A 17,669-nucleotide genomic window follows, 5' to 3' on the forward strand; every position below is an offset into this window, starting at 1 on the left:
GCACGGCCGCACCGTCCCCGGCACCATGTCGGCGCCGACGCGATCAGTGGAAATGCGGACGGCTCGGTTCGGCGTCTTCCGGCATTTCGGCGTGGACCACCTCGCCCACCGGATCGGGATACAGCGGCACGCCGCAATCGTCGCAATACTCGGGATCGAAGCGGCCCGGATGCTTGCGAATCTCCGTCACGCCGCACGCCTTGAGCAAGTCCGTGACCTCATCGAGTGCGCCGCCCTCGACTTCCCCATTCTCGCGGCCGTACAGCGGCCATACGACGCCGTAGATCACGTCGTTGCTACCGCGTTGCGTGAAGCTGATGCGGTACTCGTCGATGTTCTGTTCGCCGAACCCGGCGATCACGGCGCGCAACTCCGGCGGCGTGAGCGTGAGCACGTCTTCGAGATAGCGCAGCGCTGTGCGGATCGTGTGCGGGCGAATGCGTTCGTCGGCCTCGCGACAGCTCGCATAGTAGGCGTCGGGCAGCAGGCATTCGATTTCGCAGCCGGGCAGGAGTGCGTTCAGGTTCGGGCCACCCTGTGCCGACCAGGCTTCCTGGCATTGGCCGCGCTCGGCGTGACGCGCGCCGTCTTCCTGCCAGCGGAACATCGGCGCGCCCTTGGGCACCGTGACGGCAGCGAGAAGGAAGCGCGGATCCGCGAGAATGGGCGCGGTCTCCGGCAGATCGCCGCCCGGTTGCTTCACTTCGGCGTTGTCGACGGCCGCACGCACGAGCTGCTGCGTGACTTTCCACGATTCGCAATGCGTTCGCGGGAGCTGATCGATGCTGTAGAGGTACGGCGAAATCGCCACACGGGCCGATTCGGCCAGCACGTGCGCATGCAGGTGCGCGCGGATCGGCATCAGGGCGTCGCCTTTCACGGGGCCCGAGGGAATCGCATAGCGTGTCCAGGCGAGAATCGGCACGGCGACGAGCAGGCCGTCCCAGACCTGGCCGTCGGCCTCGGGCTCGGCCGATTCGCTTTGCGATTCGATCAGGTCGGCCAGCGCGCCGTAGGCCTCGCTGTGATTGGCCTGCAGGTGGTCGAGCGCGGCGTCGATGGCGGGCTGGTTGCCCGTGCGCAATACGCGGGTGAGGAGCGTATCGAGCTGGGCTTCCCAGAAGCGGTCTTCGATACGGCTTCCCGAGGCGGCCAGCGCGAGCGCGTGGCCGACCAGCTTTTCGGCGTCGGGAGTCAGTCGTTTGGCGGTGCGTGAGCGCATAGTCGTGCAAAGCAGAAACACATGAACTCACGATTGTACGGCATGCGTGAACGCGATTGATGGTACGTACCGCCGAATCGCGTCGTCCCCGTCGGATCGGGGAGGGGCGGGCGTCAGAAATCGAAGGCCAGATTGGCCGGCGCCGACAGTCGCGTGCGACGCGTGGCCGGGGCGCCGGTGCCGGTGACCGGCGCGAGTGCGGCGCCTTCGAGCGAGAGCAGCGCCAGCTTGCGCTCCAGTCCGCCGGCGTAGCCTGTCAGCGTGCCGTCCGCGCCGATCACGCGGTGGCAGGGGACGATGATCGATATCGGATTCCGCCCGTTTGCGGCGCCGACCGCGCGCGACTTGTTGACGTCGCCCAGTGCATGCGCGAGATCGCCGTAGCTGCGCGTTTCACCGAAGGGAATGCGTTGCAGTTCGGCCCACACCTGCTGCTGAAACGAGGTGCCTTGCGGGGCGAGCGGCAGCTCGAACAGGCGGCGGCCTTCGTGAAAGTACTCATCGAGTTGCTGCTTCGCCGTGGCGAGCACGGCAAGATCGTCGCCGTCACGGCGCACGTCCTGGCTGTCGGGCCAATCCTTCTGGTGCGAGAAATACACGCCGGTGAGCGCTTCGCCGTTTGCGACGAGCAGCATTTCACCGAACGGACTGTCGTAGAACGTTTCATAGCGGGTCATGCACTTTCCTCCAGCAAAATCCCGACAGGTTGCCCTGCCGGTCCCTGTGCCGCCGCGCGCCAGACATGTAGCGCCGCGTATGCACGCCAGGGCGCCCAGCGGGCCGCGCGTGCGGCCACGCCACGACCGTCCGCCACGCCCAGCGCCTGGCGCAGCACCAGATCATCCACCGGCATCGCGTCCGGCGAACCGAGGGCACGCATCGCAATGTACTGCGCCGTCCATGGGCCGATGCCCTTGATCGCCAGCAACGCGGCGACGGTCGTCTCGAGCGGTGCGAGCGGGTCCAGTCGCAGGCGGCCCTCCACGATCGCCCTCGAGACGCCGTGAATCGCGGCAATTCGACTTCGAATGATACCGGCTTCGCCAATCGCGTCCGCGGGAGCCGCAAGCATCTGCGTCGCGCTCGGGAACGTATGGGTCAGGCCATGCACGGGTGAGGGCAGCGGCGTGCCGAAGCGCTGCGCCAGACGGCCAAGCAGACGGCGCGCGCCCTTGACCGTGATCTGCTGCCCGACGATCGCCCGCATTGCGATCTCGAACCCGTCGACGGCGCCGGGCACGCGAAGTCCCGGGGTGGCGGCGGCCAGCTTGCCCAGGTGCGAATCGATCACATCCGGGCGTGCGCCCAGATCGAACAGGTGACGCAGCTTGCCCAGCACCTGCGGCACGCTCCCCGCCAGGGCCGGTGGCAGGGTCACCTGCAGGGCGTGGCGATCCGGCAGCGGGGTCACGCGGCACCAGCCCGCAACGATCCGGCCGTCCTGACGTTCGATGTCGAGGGTTCGCGTGTATGTGTCCGCCTCGCGCACCTCCACACCTTCGATGGCGCGCTCGCCGAGGAAATCGAGCAGGGCATGCCACGCGAGCGGCGGGCGATAGGCGAGCTGGAAGACGAGATCCCCGTCGGGCAGGGCGGCATGTCGGGCGTTCTGGCGAAGGCGTCCTGGCGGGAAGCCGTATCGCGTCTTGAACAGGCCATTGAAGCGTCGCACGCTGCCGAAGCCTGCGGCCATCGCGACCTCCGTCACGGGGAGTGCCGTGTCGGTGAGCAGTCGCTTGGCGAGCAGCAGGCGCTGGGTTTGCGCGTACTCGACCGGCGATACGCCGAATTCGTCTGCAAAGATCCGGCGCAGATGTCGCTCCGTGATGCCGATGCGTGCCGCGAGCGCCGGCAGGTCCGCGTGATTCAGAAAACCTTCGTCGATCATTGCCGCCGCGGCGTCGGCGAGCTCGCGCGTGGCATCGAAGCGGGCACTGCCGGGGGCGAGTTCCGGCCGGCACTTGAGACAGGGGCGGAACCCGGCCTTTTCCGCAGCGGCGGCGCTGCCGTAGAACGAGCAGTTCTCGAAGCGGGGCGTGCGCACATTGCACACCGGGCGGCAATAGATACCGGTCGACGCGACACCGACGAAGAACCAGCCGTCGAAGCGCCGGTCGCGGGCGGAGACGGCCTTGTAGCAGACCTCGGGGTCGAGCGTCATGGGAGAAGTCCGGCAGGGCGGGGGAACATGACACCACTCTACGCGCCAGACAGGGCGCGGGCTAGTCATTTTCGGACATGACAGCGGCATACCGGTGCGGCGAACGCTGGTTCGTGCGCCGGGGCGTGGGGAGATGGCGACGAATGCTGCGGATGGGTCGAATGGGTCGGATGGGGTCGGGGTTAGCGGGGGGGCGGGGGGGCGTGGGGGCGGCAATTTAGCGGAAGGAGCGATGATCTCCGGCAACCGTAAACGACAAAAACCCGGCACGAGGCCGGGTTTTGAAGCACTGCCGACAACGAGCGAGGCCCGTTACCCGGCAGTGCGGATCGGCGTTGTGCCGATGTCGATCAGGCGGCCGCGAGCAGTTGACGCAGCACGAACGGCAGGATGCCGCCGTGCTTGTAGTAGTCCACCTCGATCGGCGTGTCGATGCGCAGCAGAACCTGCACCTTCTGCGTATCGCCGTTCTTGCGATGGATCACCAGCGTGACATCCTGTTGGGGCTTGATGTCCGTCGACAGCCCTTCGATGTCGAACGTCTCGTCGCCCGTGATGCCGAGCGACTGCGCGCTGTCCGAGCCCTTGAACTGCAGGGGCAACACGCCCATGCCGACCAGATTCGAGCGGTGGATGCGTTCGAACGAGCGGGCGATGACGGCCTTCACGCCCAGCAGTTGCGTGCCCTTGGCTGCCCAGTCGCGGGACGAACCCGTGCCGTACTCCTCACCGCCGAACACCACCGTCGGGGTGTTCTCGCCGACGTACTTCATGGCGGCGTCGTAGATCGACAACTGCTCGCCGCTCGGCTGGTGAATCGTCAGGCCGCCTTCGACGCGCGAGCCGTCTTCCTTCGGCGGGATCATCAGGTTCTTGATGCGCACGTTGGCAAACGTGCCGCGCATCATCACCTCGTGGTTGCCGCGGCGCGAGCCGTAGCTGTTGAAGTCCGCCTTGAGCACGCCGTTTTCGAGCAGCCACTTGCCTGCCGGCGACGTTTCCTTGATCGAGCCCGCCGGGCTGATGTGATCCGTCGTGACGGAGTCGCCGAACACGCCCAGCGCGCGTGCGCCGTGGATCGGCTTGATGTCGGCATTCGGCTCCATCGCGAAGCCCTCGAAGAACGGCGGCTCGGCGATGTACGTCGACGTCGGCCAATCGTAGACCTGGCCCTTCGAGCCCTTGATCTTCGCCCACAGCGGGCTCGGGTCCTTCACCGTGTCGTAGTTCGCCTTGAAGACCTTCGCGTTCATCGCGAACTTCATCAACTTGTGGATCTCTTCGCTGGTCGGCCAGATGTCGCCCAGGTAGATGTCGCGGCCGCCCTTGCCCTTGCCGACCGGCTCCGTCATCAGGTCGCGGGTCACGTTGCCGGCGATGGCGTACGCGACGACCAGCGGCGGCGAAGCGAGGAAGTTGGCGCGGATGTTCGGGTGAATGCGCGCTTCGAAATTGCGGTTGCCCGACAGCACCGCGGCGGCGACCAGATCGTTCTTCACGATCGTCTCGTTCAGCTCGGCCGTCAGATCGCCGGCGTTACCGATACAGGTCGTGCAGCCGTATGCCGTCACGCCGAAGCCCAGCTTCTCCAGGTACGGCAGCAGGCCGGCGGCTTCGAGATACTCGGTAACCACACGGCTTCCCGGGGCGAGCGACGTCTTGATGTGCGGCGCGACCTTCAGGCCGGCTTCCACCGCCTTCTTGGCGAGCAGGCCGGCCGCGAGCAGCACGCTCGGATTCGACGTGTTCGTGCACGACGTGATGGCCGCGATCAGCACGTCGCCATTGCGCACGTCGATGCCGCTTTCCGTCTTGTAAGTCGCGTCGAGCTGCTCCTGGGTCTGATTGAAACCGTTCTCGGCGACCGGCTTCGTGAACAGATCCTTGAACGTCGACTTTACGTTGCCGATCTCGATGCGGTCCTGCGGGCGCTTCGGTCCGGCCAGCGACGGTGCGACCGTGCCCAGGTCCAGCGTGAGCGTCTTCGTGTAGTCGATTTCGTTCGTCTTCGGAATGCCGAAGAGCTTCTGGGCCTTGAAATACGCTTCGAACGCGTCGATCTCCGACTTCGTGCGGCCCGTGCCCTTGAAGTAATCGATCGTCTTTTCATCGACCGGGAAGAAGCCCATCGTGGCGCCGTATTCCGGCGCCATGTTCGCGATGGTGGCGCGGTCCGGCAGCGCGAGACTGGTCGTGCCTTCGCCGAAGAACTCGACGAACTTGCCGACGACCTTCTCCTTGCGCAGCATTTCCGTGATCGTCAGCACCAGATCGGTCGCGGTCACGCCTTCTCGCAGACGGCCCGTGAGCTCCACGCCCACGACGTCCGGCGTAAGGAAATACACCGGCTGGCCCAGCATGCCGGCTTCGGCTTCGATGCCGCCAACGCCCCAGCCCACCACGCCGATGCCATTGATCATGGTCGTGTGGCTGTCCGTGCCCACGAGGGTGTCCGGATAGAACACGTTGTCCTTCTTGTGCACGCCGCGAGCCAGATATTCCAGGTTCACCTGGTGCACGATGCCAAAGCCGGGCTGCACCACGCCGAACGTGTCGAACGCCTGCATGCCCCACTTCATGAACTGATAGCGCTCGTTATTGCGCTGGAACTCCAGCTTCATGTTCAGATCGAGCGCCTTCTTCTCGCGGAAGTGATCGATCTGGACCGAGTGGTCGACCACAAGATCCACCGGCACGAGCGGCTCGATGCGCTTCGGGTTCTTGCCCTGGCGTTCGGCCACGTTACGCATGGCGGCAAGGTCGGCCAGCAGCGGCACACCGGTGAAATCCTGCAGCACGACGCGCGCCACGACGAACGGGATTTCGTCGACGCGCTCGGCGTTCGGCTTCCAGTTAGCCAGTTGGCGGACATGCTCCTCGGTCACTTTCTTGCCGTCGCAATTGCGCAGCACCGACTCGAGCACGATACGGATCGACACGGGCAGGCGTGCGACATTCACACCCAGGGCTTCACCGAGTTGGGGCAGCGAATAGAACTTGCCTTTCTTGCCGCCGCCGAGTTTGAACTCTTTCAGCGTTTTGTGGAGGTTGTGGGCCATGATCTTTCCTTGAGTGATACAGAAAAACGAAGCGGTGGTGATTCGATTAATGGGGGCCAGCTTCGCACGGGCACTGGCGTGTGTGCCCGCTGCGGCCCCGTTGCGCCGGATGGCCGGTGCGACGGGTCTTGCAGAGATTGCGAATGTTGCAGATGCAGCGGCAGGAAAGCGGCTGGTGCGTCATGCGTTCCGTGTTGGCGTCAACCCGGTGGTGCTCAGTTGGCCACCTTGATCAGTTCGTTCGATTGCGTCGGAGCCAGCTTGTTCTGCTCGGCCATCGCGTGCGTCATGCATTCGTCGGCCAGACGGGCGCCGCCGTCGCGGTGCGTGAACAGCATGGCCTTGGCCGGAATCACGACCAGGTCCAGGCCGCTGGCGGCGTCATAGAAGCGGTCGGCGCCGGTCGTCGTCTGCTGGCGCGGCAACTTGTAATTGCGCCCCGACCAGAACAGCGTCAGGATCTGGTCGCGCTTCATGTCGCCCTTCAGGAACAGGCGCTCGTTGTCCTTGCAACTCCACAGTTCCGAGCCTTCGTCCGGTTGGGCGGGGGCGGCAGCAACCGTCGCCTTCTTCGCCGGCGCCTTCTTCTTCGGCGCGGCCTTCTTGGTCGTCTTGTGCTTCGGAGCCGGGGTGTCGGCAGCGAACGCGGCCGGTACGAGCGCCGTGGAGCACAGGGCAACCAGCGCGGTCAGGCAAAGCTTCTTCATGGTGAGTCTCCGAAAACAAAGTAAGGGCTGACAAAAGCGCAGATTATCGTACGAAGTCCGCGTCGTTCGACGTCACCATACAAATTTTTTCAATTCCTTCGCGCCAGACGCCACCGGCGACGACGGCAGGTGCCGGCGTCGCGCGAGCGTGGGTATTGCGGTATGGAACCCGGAAGACTGGCGTGTCGGGAAGACGCTGGTGCGCGGACAAGCCGTCTGGGTGGGGCGCGGTGCGCGAAGGGCGGAAAACTTGGCGAAGCAAACGCGGCGGACGGCGCCGGATGTGGCGGTGCAGCAGGGACGCCGCGAGCAGCACACCAGGGAGCCGGTGCCATGCACGTTCTGCAGCAGTCGGACGTTGCATTCGCTTGGCCAAGGAATCGCTCGATATTGCGAGAAACAGTGCGTCTAGCATACCGCGATGGCTGCGCGGCGTCGCGACACTGTAAATTCGAGAGGCGCTGGGATCTTCCGTGCAATAAAGGGAAGTGCGCGGGAAGTGCGCCGGCGCTGGGGGTGGTCGCCGGCGCAGTTCCGGCACCGTGCAACGCTTGTGGCGTCGCACGGTGCCGGGTCCCCGGGGGATTAGCCCAGCAGATGTGCCACGCCGGCGCGCTCTTCTTCGAGCTCCTTGAGCGTGAAGTCCATCTTTTCGCGCGAGTAGGCGTCGATTTCGAGGCCTTCCACGCGCTTGTACTTACCGTTCTCGCAGATCACCGGCACGCCATAGATGACGTCTTCCGGAATGCCGTACGAGCCGTCCGACGGAATGCCCATCGTGACCCACTTGCCGTTCGAGCCGAGCACCCAGTCATGGATGTGGTCGATGGCGGCGTTGGCAGCCGAAGCGGCCGACGACAGCCCGCGGGCTTCGATGATCGCCGCACCGCGCTTGCCGACGGTCGGCAGGAACACGTCGTTGTTCCACACGTCGTCGTTGATCATTTCCTTGACGCTCTTGCCGTCGATCGTGGCGAAGCGATAGTCGGCGTACATCGTCGGCGAGTGGTTGCCCCACACGGCCAGCTTCTCGATGCTGGCGACCGGCTTGCCGGTCTTCGCGGCGATCTGCGACAGGGCGCGGTTGTGATCCAGGCGCAGCATCGCGGTGAAGTTTTCCTTCGGCAGGTTCGGCGCCGATTTCATGGCGATGTAGGCGTTGGTGTTGGCCGGGTTGCCGACCACCAGCACCTTCACGTTGCGGCTGGCGACTTCGTCCAGGGCCTTGCCCTGCACCGTGAAGATCGCGCCGTTGGCTTCGAGCAGATCCTTGCGCTCCATGCCCTTCGAGCGCGGACGGGCACCAACCAGCAGGGCGACGTCGGCATCCTTGAAGGCGACCTTCGGGTCGTCGGTCACGACCACGCCGGCGAGCAGCGGGAACGCGCAGTCCTCGAGCTCCATCACGACGCCCTTGACGGCGGCTTGAGCTTGCGGGAGGTCGAGCAGTTGCAGGATGACGGGCTGATCCTTGCCGAGCATGTCGCCGTTGGCGATGCGGAACAGCAGGGAGTAGCCGATTTGGCCAGCGGCGCCGGTGACGGCGACACGCATTGCGGGTTTTGCCATGAGAATCTCTCCAGACGTGTACAAATTCCTGCGAAGCTCAGAAGAAGCTCGCCGTCCGGGTGGCATCTTGGTTGCCAGGCTGACAGCGCCGCGTCATATGAAGCTTCTAAAATTCCTTGACCTACGGAAGCTTGCGGGCTGCGGGGTGTGCTGCCGTCGACGTGTGCGAAGCGCCCGACTCTCTTATAAGATAGCGGTGCTGCGGCTGCAGGCCCCTGTTAGCCCGCGTCAGTGTAGGAGTCGTCATCACGAATGTCAACTCTATCTTATGTCTTATATAAGACATAGGATTATTGCTGTTATTCGATGGACGAAGGCCTTGATTTGTGGTCAAATCGCCGCCATGAATGCGAACGTTCGCGACACATCCAACCCCACGCCGCCCGTCGATGTCCAGCAGCGACCGGACAGCGCGCGCGACGCCGCACCGGGCTCCCAGGCTCAGCAGGGCGCGGCCGGCGCGGGAGCGTCGCCGACCTTCAGCCCGCTTTATCAGCAGATCAAGGGGCTCATCACACAGAGCCTGCAGGCCGGCGAGTGGAAGCCCGGCGAAATCATTCCCAGCGAAGTCGATCTGGCCGCCCGCTACAAGGTGAGTCAGGGGACGGTGCGCAAAGCCATCGACGAGCTTGCGGCCGAGAATCTGCTTGTGCGCCGTCAGGGGCGGGGCACGTTCGTTGCGACACACCACGAGGACCGGGTGCAGTTCCGGTTTCTGCGTCTTGCGCCCGATTCGGGCGAACCTCACCACCCGCCAAGTCGCCTGATCGAGTGCCGCCGCATGCGCGCACCGGCGGAGATCGCTCGTCAGCTGGAGCTGCGCGCGGGCGACGGCGTGATCCTGATCCGGCGCATGATGGATTTCTCGGACCGTCCGACGGTCCTCGACGAAATCTGGCTGCCGGGGGCGCTGTTTCGTGGCCTGACCGCAGAGAAGCTCAACGAATACAAGGGGCCGATGTACGGCCTGTTCGAAGACGAGTTCGGCACGCGCATGATTCGCGCCGTGGAAAAGGTTCGCGCCGTGGCCGCGGACGACATGACCGCGGATTTGCTGAAGGTGCCGAAGGGTTTCCCGCTGTTGAGTGTGGAACGAGTTTCCTACACTTACGGGGACAAGCCGGTGGAAGTGCGCCGGGGCTGGTATGTCACCACGGAACACCATTACCAGAACGAACTGAGCTGAAAGCGTTGAATTGAGAGGTAGGGCGGCTCATCCGGGAGCGCGTCGGTGTCGTGGCCGGTGCGCGACCGTGAGTCGGGGGCTTGAGGGGCGGCGTGTCGTGCGCCGTTGGCAGGAATTTCCGGACGCTTTGGAACCGGTATGGTGCAACGCACTAGAATCGGCGCTAAAATCCGGAGCTGATGTAACTACATGGGGTCTAGCATGGCTGAAGTGGTAAAAAAAGAGCGGCCAGTCTACAGGAATATCGGTATCGGACAGATTGTCACGTACCGTCTTCCGCCGGCTGGTATCGTTTCCATTCTGCACCGTATTAGCGGTGTGATCTTGTTCCTTCTGTTGCCGTTCGCGCTTTTCTTGTTCGAACAGAGCCTCACGTCGGAACTCAGCTTCGACGTTCTGCGAAGCATCGCCTCCAACTGGTTTGTCAAACTCGTCATCCTTGCCTTGTCGTGGGGCTTCCTGCACCACTTCTGCGCTGGCCTGCGCCATCTGCGCATGGACTTCAATCACGATGCCGTGAGCAAGGAAGGTGGCAAGAATTCGGCGGTGGTCGTCCTGGCCGTGTCGCTGGTGCTGACGCTGGCCGTCGCCCTCAAGCTGTTCGGAGCGTTCTAAGATGGCACAGAACAATATTGGTTCGAAGCGTCTCGTCGTCGGGGCTCACTACGGCCTGCGCGACTGGATCGCTCAACGCATGACCGCGGTCATCATGGCCGTGTACACCGTGATCCTGCTGGTGTGGTTCTTCACCGCCAAGGATTTCTCCTACGAAGGCTGGGCCGGCATCTTCGCTCATCAGTGGATGAAGCTGGCCACGTTCGTCACGCTGCTCGCGCTGTTCTATCACGCGTGGGTCGGTGTGCGCGACATCTGGATGGACTACGTCAAGCCGGTCGGTGTGCGACTGGCGCTGTACGCGCTGACGATCGTCTGGCTGCTGGCTTGTGCCGGCTATGCCGCGCAGATTCTGTGGAGAGTGTAAAGAATGGCTGCAATCAAAAATTCGCTGCCGCGCCGCCGCTTTGACGTTGTCATCGTGGGCGCAGGCGGTTCGGGCATGCGTGCGTCGCTGCAACTGGCCAAGGCCGGTCTGTCGGTCGCCGTGCTGTCCAAGGTGTTCCCCACCCGTTCGCATACCGTCGCCGCACAGGGCGGCATTGGTGCTTCGCTCGGCAACATGAGCGAAGACAACTGGCACTATCACTTCTACGACACCATCAAGGGTTCCGACTGGCTCGGCGACCAGGATGCGATCGAGTTCATGTGCCGCCAGGCGCCGAACGCCGTCTACGAGCTCGAGCACTTCGGCATGCCGTTCGACCGTAACCCGGACGGCACGATCTACCAGCGCCCGTTCGGCGGCCACACGGCCAACTATGGCGAGAAGCCGGTTCAGCGCGCTTGCGCGGCGGCCGACCGTACCGGTCACGCGCTGCTGCACACGCTGTATCAACAGAACGTGGCTGCCAAGACCCACTTCTTCGTGGAATGGATGGCGCTCGACCTGATCCGCAACGAAGAGGGCGATGTCCTCGGCGTGTCGGCGCTGGAGCTCGAAACCGGTGACGTCTACCTGCTCGAAGGCAAGTGCACGTTGTTCGCGACCGGCGGTGCCGGCCGTGTCTACGCGGCGTCGACCAACGCGTTCATCAATACCGGCGACGGTCTGGGCATGGCGGCGCGTGCGGGCATTCCGCTCGAAGACATGGAATTCTGGCAATTCCACCCGACCGGCGTGGCCGGCGCGGGCGTGTTGATTACCGAAGGCGTGCGCGGCGAGGGCGGTATTCTGCGCAACTCGAACGGCGAGCGTTTCATGGAGCGCTATGCCCCGACGCTGAAGGATCTGGCGCCGCGTGACTTCGTGTCGCGTTCGATGGACCAGGAAATCAAGGAAGGCCGCGGCTGCGGCCCGAACGGCGACTACGTGCTGCTCGACCTCTCGCACATCGGTGCCGAGACGATCATGAAGCGTCTGCCGTCGATCCGTGAAATCGCGCTGAAGTTCGCCAACGTGGACGCGATCAAGGAACCGATCCCGGTCGTGCCGACCATTCACTATCAGATGGGCGGCATCCCGACGAACTACAACGGTCAGGTCGTCATGCAGAAGGACGGCGCATCGGTGCCGGTCAACGGCTTCTACGCCGTGGGCGAGTGCTCGTGCGTGTCGGTCCACGGTGCGAACCGTCTGGGCACGAACTCGCTGCTCGACCTGGTGGTGTTCGGCCGTGCGGCCGGCAACCACATCGTCGATTTCGTGAAGAACCACGGCGAACACAAGCCGCTGCCCGCCGATGCCGGCGAGAACGCGCTCGCGCGTCTGGGGCGTCTGGAAGCGTCGAGCTCGGGTGAATACGCCCAGGACATCGCCAACGATATCCGCGCGACGATGCAGAAGCACGCCGGCGTGTTCCGCACGTCAGACCTGCTCAAGGAAGGCGTTGACGAGATCAAGCAAGTGGCCGAGCGTGTCTCGCACGTCCACCTGAAGGACAAGTCGAAGGTGTTCAACACGGCGCGCATGGAAGCGCTCGAAGTCGACAACCTGATCGAAGTGGCCAAGGCCACCATGATCGCAGCCGAAGCCCGCAAGGAAAGCCGCGGCGCCCACGCGCACAGCGATTATCCGGAGCGCGACGACGCCAACTGGATGCGCCACTCGCTGTTCTTCAGCGAAGGCAACCGTCTGGAATACAAGCCGGTGCAGATGAAGCCGCTGACCGTCGACTCGGTCCCGCCCAAGGCGCGGACGTTCTAAGGGATTCGCAAGATCATGAAACGCATTTTTGAAGTCTACCGCTACGATCCGGACAAGGACGCCGCACCGTACATGCAGACCTACGAGGTCGAACTCGACGGTCATGAGCGCATGCTGCTCGACGCCCTGGTCAAGCTCAAGAAGCTCGACGAAGGTATCGCCTTCCGCCGCTCCTGCCGTGAAGGCGTGTGCGGTTCGGACGCGATGAACATCAACGGCAAGAACGGTCTGGCCTGCCTGACCAACATGAACGATCTGCCGAACAAGATCGTGCTCAAGCCGTTGCCGGGCCTGCCCGTCATTCGCGACCTCATCGTCGACATGACGCACTTCTTCAACCAGTACCACTCGATCAAGCCGTATCTGATCAACCCCGAGCCGGCACCGGAGAAGGAACGTCTGCAGTCGCCCGAACAGCGTGACGAGCTCGACGGCCTGTACGAGTGCATCCTGTGCGCTTCGTGCTCGACGTCGTGCCCGAGCTTCTGGTGGAATCCGGACAAGTTCGTCGGCCCGGCCGGTCTGCTCCAGGCCTATCGCTTCATCGCGGACAGCCGCGACACGGCGACCAGCGAACGTCTGGACAACCTGGAAGATCCGTATCGCCTGTTCCGCTGCCATACGATCATGAACTGCGTGGACGTGTGCCCGAAGGGGCTGAACCCGACGAAGGCGATCGGCAAGATCAAGGAGCTGATGGTGCGTCGCGCCGTCTGACCCATCGATCATGCCGGATACCACTCACCAGTCCGATCCGGTCAAACGTGCCCGCCTGCGCTGGCGGGCACGCCGCGGTTTGCTGGAAAACGACCTTATCCTCGAACGGTTCTTCGCCAAATACGAAGCGTCGATGACCGACGAGGATGTGGGCGCGCTCACGAAGCTGCTCGATTTGAGCGACAACGATTTGATGGATCTGCTGCTAGCGCGTAAAGAGCCCGAGGCGGATCTGGACGGGCCGGACGTGCAGCGCCTGCTGGCGCTTTTGCGTGCCGTGTAGGGGTTTACAGTATTTTTTTGAGGAAGCGATATGACTCCGTCTGAAGTTAAAGCCACCCTATCTTTCTCTGACGATTCGCCTAGCGTCGAGCTGCCGATCTACAAGGGAACGATGGGCCCGGATGTAATCGACATCCGTAAGCTGTACGGCCAGACTGGCAAGTTCACGTATGACCCGGGCTTCATGTCGACGGCGTCGTGCAATTCGGCCATCACCTACATCGATGGCGACAAGGGCGAGCTGCTGTATCGCGGCTACCCGATCGAGCAGTTGGCGACCCACTGCGACTTCCTCGAGACCTCGTACCTGCTGCTCAAGGGCGAGCTGCCGAACGCGCAGCAGAAGGAAGAGTTCGTGAAGACGGTCACCCGTCACACGATGGTTCACGAGCAGATGAACTTCTTCTTCCGTGGCTTCCGTCGCGACGCGCACCCGATGGCCGTACTGACCGGCTCGGTCGGCGCCCTGTCCGCGTTCTACCACGACTCGCTCGACATCAATAACCCGACGCATCGCGAAGTCTCGGCCATCCGCCTGATCGCCAAGCTGCCGACGCTCGTGGCCATGGCGTACAAGTACAGCATCGGTCAGCCGTTCGTGTACCCGCGCAACGACCTGTCGTACAGCGCGAACTTCATGCGCATGATGTTCGCGAACCCGTGCGAAGAGTACGAAGTCAACGACGTGCTGGTGCGCGCCCTCGACCGTATCCTGATCCTGCACGCCGATCACGAACAGAACGCTTCGACGTCGACCGTGCGTCTGGCCGGTTCGTCGGGCGCGAACCCGTTCGCGTGTATCGCCGCCGGTATCGCTTGTCTGTGGGGCCCGGCGCATGGTGGTGCGAACGAAGCCGCGCTGAACATGCTCGAGCAGATCGGTTCGCCGGACAAGATCCCCGAGTTCATCAAGCAGGTGAAGGACAAGAACTCGGGCGTGAAGCTCATGGGCTTCGGTCACCGCGTGTACAAGAACTACGACCCGCGTGCCAAGCTGATGCGCGAGACGTGCTACGAAGTGCTCAACGAACTGGGCCTGCACGACGACCCGCTGTTCAAGCTGGCCATGCAGCTCGAGAAGATCGCCCTGGAAGACGAATACTTCGTGTCGCGCAAGCTGTACCCGAACGTCGACTTCTACTCGGGTATCGTGCAGCGCGCGCTGGGCATCCCGACCTCGATGTTCACCTGCATCTTCGCACTGGCCCGTACCGTGGGCTGGATCGCGCAGTGGAACGAGATGATCGGCGAGCCGGACCAGAAGATCGGTCGTCCGCGTCAGCTGTTCATTGGCCACACGCCGCGCGAAGTGACGGCAATCGACAAGCGCTAAGCGAGTCGAGGCCCCCGGCACGGCCCCCGCTTGCCGTGCCGGCACCGCAACCTTGCCGAAACGGCAAGGCGGTGCGGCCCGCAGCGAGCCCTCGTTGCGCTATATTCGAATCCACGGCACACGCTGCCGTGATTCGCACAAATCCCCGGTTGATCGTGCGTTTACCGCCCGGTTTTCCGGGGATTTCGTATTCCGCCGGCGCGAAAGCGCTATGGCATAATCAAAAGTTCCCAGAACGATATTTGTTCTCAGAACCATATTTAGCCCCGCGTTTTTATCATGGCCAAGACGCTGTATGACAAATTGTGGGATGCACATGTCGTGCATACCGAGGACGATGGCACCACGTTGCTCTACATCGACCGTCACCTGCTGCACGAGGTGACCAGTCCGCAAGCGTTTGAGGGGCTAAAACTCGCACAGCGTCCGGTGTGGCGCCTGTCCGCCAACCTCGCGGTGTCGGACCACAACGTGCCGACCACCGACCGTACGCAAGGCATTGCCGATCCGATTTCGCGTCTGCAGGTCGACACGCTCGACAGCAACTGCGACAACTACGGCATTACCCAATTCAAGATGAACGACGTCCGTCAGGGCATCGTGCACGTGATCGGCCCGGAGCAGGGCGCCACGTTGCCCGGCATGACGGTAGTGTGCGGTGACTCGCATACGTCCACGCACGGCGCGTTCGGCGCGCTGGCGTTCGGCATTGGCACCTCCGAAGTCGAGCACACGCTCGCCACGCAGACGTTGCTCATGAAGAAGAGCAAGAACATGCTCGTGAAGGTCGAAGGCACGCTGCCGCGCGGTTGCTCCGCCAAGGACATCGTGCTGGCCGTCATCGGCAGGATCGGCACGGCTGGCGGCACGGGCTTCACGATCGAATTCGCGGGCTCGGCGATCCGCGCGCTGTCGATGGAAGGGCGCATGACCGTGTGCAACATGGCCATCGAGGCGGGCGCGCGTGCCGGTCTGGTGGCGGTGGACGACACGACCATCAATTACGTGAAGGGCCGACCGTTTTCGCCGTCCGGCGTGGAGTTCGAGCAGGCCGAAGCCTACTGGCGCACGTTTCACACCGACGCCGGGGCCAAGTTCGACCATGTGGTCGAGATCGACGCCAGCACGCTGCGTCCGCAGGTGAGCTGGGGGACGTCGCCGGAAATGGTGGTGAGCATCGAGGACCGCGTGCCCGACCCCGAGAAAGAGAAGGATCCGGTCAAGCGCAGCGCCATGGAGCGAGCGCTCGAGTACATGGCACTCACGCCGGACACGCCCATGTCGAGCATCAACGTCGACAAGGTCTTCATCGGATCGTGCACCAATTCGCGCATCGAAGACATTCGCGCAGCGGCTTACGTCGTGAAGAAGCTGGGGCGCCGGGTGGCGTCGAACGTGCGTCTGGCCATGGTCGTGCCGGGCTCGGGGCTCGTGAAGCATCAGGCCGAGCAGGAAGGGCTGGACCAGGTCTTCAAGGCGGCCGGCTTCGAGTGGCGCGAGCCCGGGTGCTCGATGTGCCTGGCGATGAATGCCGACCGGCTCGAACCGGGCGAGCGCTGCGCCTCGACCTCGAACCGCAACTTCGAAGGCCGTCAGGGCGCCGGAGGACGCACCCATCTGGTGAGCCCGGCCATGGCGGCCGCCGCGGCCATCGAGGGGCACTTCGTCGACGTGCGTCGCCTCGTTTGACGCGTTCGCATCGATTTATCCGTCGTTTGACACTAGCTTTGACAGAGACAAAACCATGAAGAAACTGTGGATGCTGATCGGTGCGGTGTTGCTCCTGGGTGTGGCAGGTTGCAACACGATGGCGGGCCTGGGCAAGGATACGCAAGCCGCTGGCTCGGCGCTCGAAAACGCCGCGAAGAAGTGATGCGACGGTGCGCGTCGCGCGGGGATTCCCGGCGCGCGCACCTACGAAATTTCCGGTTGTGACGGCTTGCGCATCGCGGATGCGGGCCGCAGCCGAACTGTTTTGATCAGGTGGTTCGTGATGGAAAAATTTACCGTCCATACGGGGCTGGTGGCACCGCTGGATCGCGAGAACGTCGATACCGACGCGATCATCCCCAAGCAATTCCTGAAGTCGATCAAGCGTACGGGCTTCGGTCCGAACCTGTTCGACGAGTGGCGTTATCTCGATGTCGGTCAGCCGGGCCAGGACTGCAGCACGCGTCCGCTCAACCCGAACTTCGTGCTTAACCAGCCTCGCTTCCAGGGCGCGACGATTCTGCTCGCCCGCAAGAACTTCGGCTGCGGCAGCTCGCGTGAACACGCGCCGTGGGCGCTGCAACAATACGGGTTCCGCGCGGTGATCGCGCCGAGCTTTGCCGACATCTTCTTCAACAACTGCTACAAGAACGGCTTGCTGCCGATCGCGCTGAGCGAGATGCAGGTCGATCACCTGTTCAACGAGACGGCGGCATTCAACGGCTATCAGTTGACGATCGATCTGGACAAGCAGGCCGTGATCACGTCGGACGGCCGCGCCTATGAGTTCGATATCGCGCCGTTTCGCAAGTACTGCCTGTTGAACGGCTTCGACGATATCGGCCTGACGCTGCGTCACGCCGACAAGATTCGCGCCTACGAGGCCGAGCGGCTTGCCAGGCAGCCGTGGCTCGCAACGCGTTTGCCGGGCTGAGCCCGCGCATTCCAGGCATATCCAAGGA

16 protein-coding genes are annotated in these 17,669 nt (G+C 63.5%); 10 read left to right on the forward strand and 6 right to left on the reverse strand.

Annotated features, from left to right (window positions below; translation table 11 throughout):
* Nucleotides 1-43: 43 nt before the first annotated feature.
* The 6 genes from W930_RS0101560 to W930_RS0101585 form a co-directional block, all read right to left on the reverse strand.
* A complete protein-coding gene (locus W930_RS0101560; protein ID WP_023596612.1) occupies nucleotides 44-1,222 on the reverse strand; it encodes a DUF2863 family protein in 1,179 nt (392 codons plus the stop codon).
* Between the two features lie 113 nt (nucleotides 1,223-1,335).
* Nucleotides 1,336-1,899 carry a methylated-DNA--[protein]-cysteine S-methyltransferase gene (locus W930_RS0101565; protein WP_023873893.1) on the reverse strand — a complete coding sequence of 188 codons (564 nt, stop codon included), beginning with the start codon at nucleotides 1,897-1,899 and terminating at the stop codon, nucleotides 1,336-1,338.
* The gene (locus tag W930_RS0101570) at nucleotides 1,896-3,383 is read right to left on the reverse strand and encodes a DNA-3-methyladenine glycosylase 2 family protein (RefSeq protein ID WP_023596610.1); all 1,488 of its coding nucleotides are present in this window, start codon (nucleotides 3,381-3,383) and stop codon (nucleotides 1,896-1,898) included. The genes W930_RS0101565 and W930_RS0101570 overlap by 4 nt, the downstream gene beginning before the upstream one ends.
* A 350-nt stretch (nucleotides 3,384-3,733) precedes the next feature.
* Complete coding sequence (gene acnA / locus W930_RS0101575) at nucleotides 3,734-6,442, reverse strand: aconitate hydratase AcnA (RefSeq protein WP_023596609.1); 2,709 nt, start codon at nucleotides 6,440-6,442, stop codon at nucleotides 3,734-3,736.
* A gap of 215 nt (nucleotides 6,443-6,657) precedes the next feature.
* Entirely contained in the window at nucleotides 6,658-7,149 is a 492-nt protein-coding gene (locus tag W930_RS0101580; protein ID WP_023873894.1) for a hypothetical protein, read from the reverse strand.
* 585 nt (nucleotides 7,150-7,734) lie between these two features.
* Nucleotides 7,735-8,718, reverse strand: a complete 984-nt coding sequence (locus W930_RS0101585; protein ID WP_023873895.1) for a malate dehydrogenase — start codon at nucleotides 8,716-8,718, stop codon at nucleotides 7,735-7,737.
* A gap of 343 nt (nucleotides 8,719-9,061) precedes the next feature.
* Here W930_RS0101585 and W930_RS0101590 point away from each other — a divergent pair, with 343 nt between their 5' ends.
* The 10 genes from W930_RS0101590 to leuD all read left to right on the forward strand — a co-directional run bounded on the left by W930_RS0101590 (nucleotide 9,062) and on the right by leuD (nucleotide 17,641).
* Complete coding sequence (locus tag W930_RS0101590; protein ID WP_023596606.1) at nucleotides 9,062-9,904, forward strand: GntR family transcriptional regulator; 843 nt, start codon at nucleotides 9,062-9,064, stop codon at nucleotides 9,902-9,904.
* Between the two features lie 201 nt (nucleotides 9,905-10,105).
* Nucleotides 10,106-10,519, forward strand: coding sequence for a succinate dehydrogenase, cytochrome b556 subunit (gene sdhC / locus W930_RS0101595; protein WP_023596605.1), 414 nt, complete (start codon nucleotides 10,106-10,108; stop codon nucleotides 10,517-10,519).
* 1 nt (nucleotide 10,520) lies between these two features.
* Nucleotides 10,521-10,886 (forward strand): succinate dehydrogenase, hydrophobic membrane anchor protein, encoded by a 366-nt coding sequence (gene sdhD / locus W930_RS0101600; protein ID WP_023873896.1) that lies wholly within the window; start codon nucleotides 10,521-10,523, stop codon nucleotides 10,884-10,886.
* A 3-nt stretch (nucleotides 10,887-10,889) separates the two neighbouring features.
* Entirely contained in the window at nucleotides 10,890-12,665 is a 1,776-nt protein-coding gene (sdhA, locus tag W930_RS0101605; RefSeq protein WP_023596603.1) for a succinate dehydrogenase flavoprotein subunit, read from the forward strand.
* 12 nt (nucleotides 12,666-12,677) lie between these two features.
* Entirely contained in the window at nucleotides 12,678-13,382 is a 705-nt protein-coding gene (locus W930_RS0101610) for a succinate dehydrogenase iron-sulfur subunit (RefSeq protein ID WP_023873897.1), read from the forward strand.
* Nucleotides 13,383-13,392: 10 nt separating this feature from the next.
* Nucleotides 13,393-13,665: a succinate dehydrogenase assembly factor 2 gene (locus W930_RS0101615; RefSeq protein ID WP_023596602.1), complete on the forward strand. Its 273-nt coding sequence runs from the start codon at nucleotides 13,393-13,395 to the stop codon at nucleotides 13,663-13,665.
* Nucleotides 13,666-13,695: 30 nt separating this feature from the next.
* Nucleotides 13,696-14,997, forward strand: coding sequence for a citrate synthase (gene gltA, locus W930_RS0101620; RefSeq protein WP_023596601.1), 1,302 nt, complete (start codon nucleotides 13,696-13,698; stop codon nucleotides 14,995-14,997).
* Nucleotides 14,998-15,276: 279 nt separating this feature from the next.
* Nucleotides 15,277-16,686, forward strand: a complete 1,410-nt coding sequence (gene leuC, locus W930_RS0101625) for a 3-isopropylmalate dehydratase large subunit (RefSeq protein ID WP_023596600.1) — start codon at nucleotides 15,277-15,279, stop codon at nucleotides 16,684-16,686.
* A gap of 55 nt (nucleotides 16,687-16,741) precedes the next feature.
* The gene (locus W930_RS0101630; protein ID WP_023596599.1) at nucleotides 16,742-16,870 is read left to right on the forward strand and encodes an entericidin A/B family lipoprotein; all 129 of its coding nucleotides are present in this window, start codon (nucleotides 16,742-16,744) and stop codon (nucleotides 16,868-16,870) included.
* 120 nt (nucleotides 16,871-16,990) lie between these two features.
* On the forward strand, nucleotides 16,991-17,641 hold the full coding sequence (gene leuD, locus W930_RS0101635) for a 3-isopropylmalate dehydratase small subunit (protein ID WP_023873898.1): 651 nt from the start codon (nucleotides 16,991-16,993) through the stop codon (nucleotides 17,639-17,641).
* Nucleotides 17,642-17,669 lie beyond the last annotated feature (28 nt).

Source organism: Pandoraea sp. E26 (assembly GCF_000681415.1).
Taxonomy (GTDB): domain Bacteria; phylum Pseudomonadota; class Gammaproteobacteria; order Burkholderiales; family Burkholderiaceae; genus Pandoraea; species Pandoraea pnomenusa.